Below are 5,000 nucleotides of genomic sequence, written 5' to 3'. Positions count from 1 at the left end.
GCTAAACCATCCAAGTTTATCCTGACATTTGGTATAATGCTATTAAACATAACGTTTTTACTATAGGAGGTTTTATGCAAGGGTTTATAGTAATTATTGGATCCGTAGCGCGAAATGATTTTTCAACCAGTAGTGATATTGATATTTGCAGAATTGATTGTGATATTCAGATAGCTAGAAAATCAAATTGGCCTGATGGACCAATAAATATTATTGATTACGATCGAAATACCTTTAATCATTTATTTAACATAAATAGCTTGTTTATATACCACATCCTTTTTGAAGGTGTTTTAATCTATGGCGATATAGATGAATGGGTCAAACTGAAATCTAGTTTCATCTTGAAAAAAAACTTTGTAGAAGAGATAAATGACACAAAAGAACTAATTTCAATTTTTAAGAATATCGAAATGTTTGGAGAGCATTTCACCTCACTATACTCAAATTTTTTTATTAGCCTTAAAAATTTTTCGATTTTCTATTTGGCTAACAAAGGAATTTACACCTTTAATAAAGAGCAAGCAATTAAGAAAGTGTTTGGTAACTATCACTTCAATATTCTTTTTGATTCTTTTAACTACTTTGAAAGAGGTTTGTCTAATGAAAATTTGACTTTTTCGAATAAAGAAGAAGCCAATGACATAATCCAGTTTTATTTACTCAAAATGGAGGAATTATCTTAATGTTAAGTGCTGCTATGATTCAACAACTATATACAATTCAGTTTGATCACAGGTATACAAAGAAGCATATTTCAAGAAAATCAATGAAAATCATTGTTGATTCAATTATTGAACAAATTTGTAGTCATTATTTTCAGATTAGACCAAATGGCATCCAAAAATTAAGACTACTAATTAATACAAAAATTGTTTCGATTAACGAAGAAGAGGATAAAGCCATCTTAAGGTCTTTAAGTGCTATTTTGAGGGAATATTCAACTGTATTTTCAAAAACATACTCCGATCACGACCAGGATTTCAATGACTTCCTAAATCAGGAACTGTTTGCATTTATGAAAGAGTTAACTAATCATTCTTTGTTTAGAACAGATGATAACGCAATAAGACTGAGGAGCTTACTAATATGAAAGAAGAAAAAATACATGTCTTAATAAAAGCATGGGAAACCTATCAGAATTTGTCTAAAGGATTTGGAGAAAATGCTTGGAAAATTCGAACCATGGGTATTGGTTTTTGGTCTGCAATTATAGCTTACGGCTATCAAAAAAATAATGAAATGATGTATTATCTTTCAATAATAATAGTAATGTTATTTTTTTTATTAGAATCTGGAATGCGCCTACTTCAGCAGAAATACATAGAAAAATCAATTGAGATGGAAAAATCAATAAATGACTATTTGGTTGATGATGAAATTCAAATGCCGGAAGATGGAATTTCAACTAATGTATTAACGCCGACAATATTTGATTTTTTTAAGTTGTTTAAGTTAAAACGATGGATGTTTTGGTTTCCATACCTTATATTACTGATCTCTTCATTTTTTTTGAAAAACATCATTTGAACTTCAAATCTCATAGCATAGCTAGTTGCACTATTTAATCACCTTATTTAATAAGGAAATTTCATAATCATCTAATATATTGCGTAAAGAAGCCATGTTACTACTAACATAATCAAAACTTTCTTGAAGATTCATATTACCTAACAAGGGGTATTGTCTCTCAATTGATCTAATCGCATCGATCGGGTATCCGTACTCAATTAAATATATGCCAAATACTGTTGTAACCCCAAGTTCGAAAAATCTTATTATAACTGATAAATTAAAATCATCCATGTTTCTCATTTTTAATCTGCCTGCTTGCTGGTAAATAGATTCAAATAAACAAAGCAGCCTCGGAATTTCATATTCAATAATATTTCTTATTTGGTCAAAGACTTTTAAATAAATTTTATCGATGTCTTGATCTGGATTGTTTAGATTGGTATTTAATTGATACTCCATCAAACCATTAAATCTTCCAATACTGTAACTATGAACAACTGCATTATAAAGATTTTTCGTTTGCTCACTAATAATATCAACACTGGAAATAGAGTCTAAAATAGCGCTCATCATTCGCTGATTAAGGAAATATTGAATATTAGCAGTATTACCTATTAGCCCTTGAAACCTAGAAAAGTTACTACTCTTCAATAGAAAATCCAAATATTTCTCCTGTATATCTCGCGGATATAATCGGTTCTTTGAAAATACAAGGTCAGTTAATTTTATTTTATTGAAACCACTTTCACGTTCTGCCTTTATTACATTATTCGATATGCTTAAATCATTAATATCTGCATTATCAAGATCAACATTACCTAAGTGAACAGCGTCATAAAGCGAAAAATTAAGTTTCACATCATCCTGTTGCTCTATTTGCCGTTGTTTCTTATCTGCATAAAATACTCTTCCTACAAAGTGGTGATAGTATCTTCCAGCTCTTCCTTTAATATTTCTTAATGAGAAAGCTGTCATGGTATTGTTTCCAACGCTATTATTAATTATTACAACATTTTTCGCATTAGTATTTACGCCCTCTATTATTGTTGATGTACAAAATAAATAATCAATGTCACCTTCATTAAACATGCCTAGTATTTCTTTCTGTATATATTTAGGGAATTTTCCGTGATGTACACCGTATCCTGCTGAAAGGATTTTAATAAGACTCCAATAGTCAGAGGTATCAATTGAGTGATCGTTATATTTATACTTTACTCCATATCGCTTTTTTAAATGTTCAATAAAGCTACGATATTTACTTAGTATCTTATTAGTTGTCGGTAATGCATCTATTATATCAATTGCATAATTCATAGAATTAGAAGGATTCGCACAATAGAAGATAGCTTGTCCAAGATTATTCTCTAACAGAAAAGATGCAATTCCGCGTATTTTTGACCTAGTATCTAAGTTACCATCACTGTAATTGAATGATAACTTCTTACTTCCCAATAACGGATGATGCTCAATAACACCTTTCTTCCAAGCATCAATTTCAATTCTAAGGGTGGGTTCAAAGTCAACTTGTTTAACTGTTATCTGATTACTTTTTAAATATCTCCTGAACCCCTCTTTAACATTATCTAAATCCAAATAAGGACCAGCAATGTAATATTCATCAACTCTTTTAGAAAGAAGATAAAGCGTTATTCTAAATGCTTTAGCTCTGTTGTTACTATCACTTTGTGCGTTTGAAGTATTTGGATGTTCTGTTACATTACTTTCCTCTTTATTAAAATCTTCATCTATTTTATAAACCTCATCAAAAAAGAAAAAGTCAATTTTTAAGTCTTCGTAATCGGAGAGTAGCTTTAAAGTTCTTTCGGGGGTTAGGATATAAATATTCTTAGTATCGGGATCAACTTTTGAAAAGACATTATTAATAACATTATATTCCAGGTTGAAATCATCTATTAGTTTTTTAATTGAAATAGTGTTCTCATTAAGTAGAGCAATAGTTGGGAATACAAGCAAAATATTTCGATAACGATTTTTATTCAAATAGAGCAATTCCTTTAACAAAAAAGTCTTGCCAAACGATGTAGGGGCACTAATTATCAATCTTTTAGTCTTTAGTGACATAAAAGTATCAATTATTTCTTTTTGACGTTTATCAAGTAGATTGTTCTTGTAAACCTTAGAAGAATAATAATTTTGAATACTCTGATGTTTAATGTCATGAAGACCTTCATTTTGAATCTCATCTATATCAATCTTATACGTTCCTTTTATATATCCAAATGTCCTCATTTTTTGAGCAGCTTCAAATAAAGCCGTTCTATAAAGATTATCATTTCTATATTCTTCATTGTCGGATATAAAACAAACAAGGTTTCTCAAACGTACTGTAGACTCCCAAGTTCCATCATAGCTATTTATTTCATCGACAAGGTGGAACAAGTATTCCATTTCACTCACCACTATTTTTAAATTCTATAATCTTAGATCGAAGTTTTGCAATATCTTGGAATGGAAAAATAATAAATATAATTTCATGATCTAAATCAGGTGCTATTAGAAAGTCTGTTGTATCCATATCTTTTATCGCTTTGTTAACAATTTGTTCGATACTTTCTTTTAAATTACCATTCTCTTTATAAATATCGGAAGTATATGCTAAGAGACATGGGATCTTAATTTTTATTTGGTTCTGCTCTAATAAATCAATCAAAGCTCTCTTTTTTTCATTATTACTCCATTTATTTTTTATGCTATCAAAGCAAATTTTATTGATTTCTTTTAGTAGGGGCAACAAACTTGAACTTTCAACTTTGTCTGCAATGTAAAAAACTGATTTGCAAAAATAATCAAGTATATATTTCTCGTTTAAGTCTACAAAAATCGAGTTCTTGCAGTAGCTATAAGTACCAGTTTTAACTTGCCCCATCCATAACGAAATTTCATTATCATTTTTTGTAAAATAAAGTGCATCATAACCTTTAATTTCACTATTATCTCCTTGCTGCTTATATTTTGCTCTAGCAATCATTTTCTGACTAACAGGTTCAAATACTTGAATTAAAATATCTAGCAATACTTCACCAGTTGTCCCATCCGTATCGGGATTTTTACGTTTAGGTAATCGCTGTTCATAAGCATACTGTGCAGCCACTTTTAGGTCAGCAAGTAATCCAAATTGTTTATGTTGTTCAATAACTTCCTCCTCAGAGAATGCATAAAATATCATATTTTCAATAATTAAATTAGATAGTTCATCAATTGCTTTTGGCTGGTTACTATGGCTGTAGGGTTTATATTCGTATTTATGTTTTCTTGGATCATAACTCACGATTAGCGTTCTTGCTCTCTCTCCGATAAAACTATCGTAAAGTTCCCGGTATTGGTTTGATATTTCCATTAGAATGCAACTCCAATCGTTTGATTCACTATCAATCCCCACATTAGAGTATCTTCTACTATAAAGTTACTTTATTCGACACATCGCAAGAGAATCCTTCCAAAATTGGTTATACAGTAGCTAT

5 protein-coding genes are annotated in these 5,000 nt (G+C 30.0%); 3 read left to right on the top strand and 2 right to left on the bottom strand.

Translation table 11 applies throughout. The features are described from left to right. Positions 1–74 precede the first annotated feature (74 nt). From B0G52_RS35025 to B0G52_RS35015, 3 genes are read left to right on the top strand one after another with little or no spacing between them, the layout of a single operon-like run. A complete protein-coding gene (locus B0G52_RS35025; RefSeq protein WP_094051083.1) occupies positions 75–686 on the top strand; it encodes a hypothetical protein in 612 nt (203 codons plus the stop codon). Continuing rightward, positions 686–1,093, top strand: a complete 408-nt coding sequence (locus tag B0G52_RS35020) for a hypothetical protein (RefSeq protein WP_094051082.1) — start codon at positions 686–688, stop codon at positions 1,091–1,093. Before B0G52_RS35025 ends, B0G52_RS35020 begins: the two co-directional genes overlap by 1 nt. Then, the gene (locus B0G52_RS35015) at positions 1,090–1,530 is read left to right on the top strand and encodes a hypothetical protein (protein WP_094051081.1); all 441 of its coding nucleotides are present in this window, start codon (positions 1,090–1,092) and stop codon (positions 1,528–1,530) included. Before B0G52_RS35020 ends, B0G52_RS35015 begins: the two co-directional genes overlap by 4 nt. 30 nt (positions 1,531–1,560) lie before the next feature. On the opposite strand, the gene B0G52_RS35010 is transcribed toward B0G52_RS35015, so the two are convergent. After that, positions 1,561–3,927: a DEAD/DEAH box helicase gene (locus B0G52_RS35010; protein ID WP_094051080.1), complete on the bottom strand. Its 2,367-nt coding sequence runs from the start codon at positions 3,925–3,927 to the stop codon at positions 1,561–1,563. 1 nt (position 3,928) lies between these two features. Beyond that, on the bottom strand, positions 3,929–4,876 hold the full coding sequence (locus B0G52_RS35005; protein WP_094051079.1) for a Hachiman antiphage defense system protein HamA: 948 nt from the start codon (positions 4,874–4,876) through the stop codon (positions 3,929–3,931). Positions 4,877–5,000 lie beyond the last annotated feature (124 nt).

Source organism: Cohnella sp. SGD-V74 (genome assembly GCF_003001675.1).
Classification (GTDB): domain Bacteria; phylum Bacillota; class Bacilli; order Paenibacillales; family Paenibacillaceae; genus Cohnella.
This window is presented reverse-complemented; position numbering and strand designations above follow the sequence as displayed.

Excerpts from the sequence above, each read along its gene's own strand:
- B0G52_RS35005 (WP_094051079.1), bottom strand. The coding sequence starts at position 4,876 with ATGGAAATATCAAACCAATACCGGGAACTTTACGATAGTTTTATCGGA.
- B0G52_RS35020 (WP_094051082.1), top strand. The coding sequence starts at position 686 with ATGTTAAGTGCTGCTATGATTCAACAACTATATACAATTCAGTTTGAT.
- B0G52_RS35010 (WP_094051080.1), bottom strand. The coding sequence starts at position 3,927 with ATGGAATACTTGTTCCACCTTGTCGATGAAATAAATAGCTATGATGGA.
- B0G52_RS35025 (WP_094051083.1), top strand. The coding sequence starts at position 75 with ATGCAAGGGTTTATAGTAATTATTGGATCCGTAGCGCGAAATGATTTT.
- B0G52_RS35015 (WP_094051081.1), top strand. The coding sequence starts at position 1,090 with ATGAAAGAAGAAAAAATACATGTCTTAATAAAAGCATGGGAAACCTAT.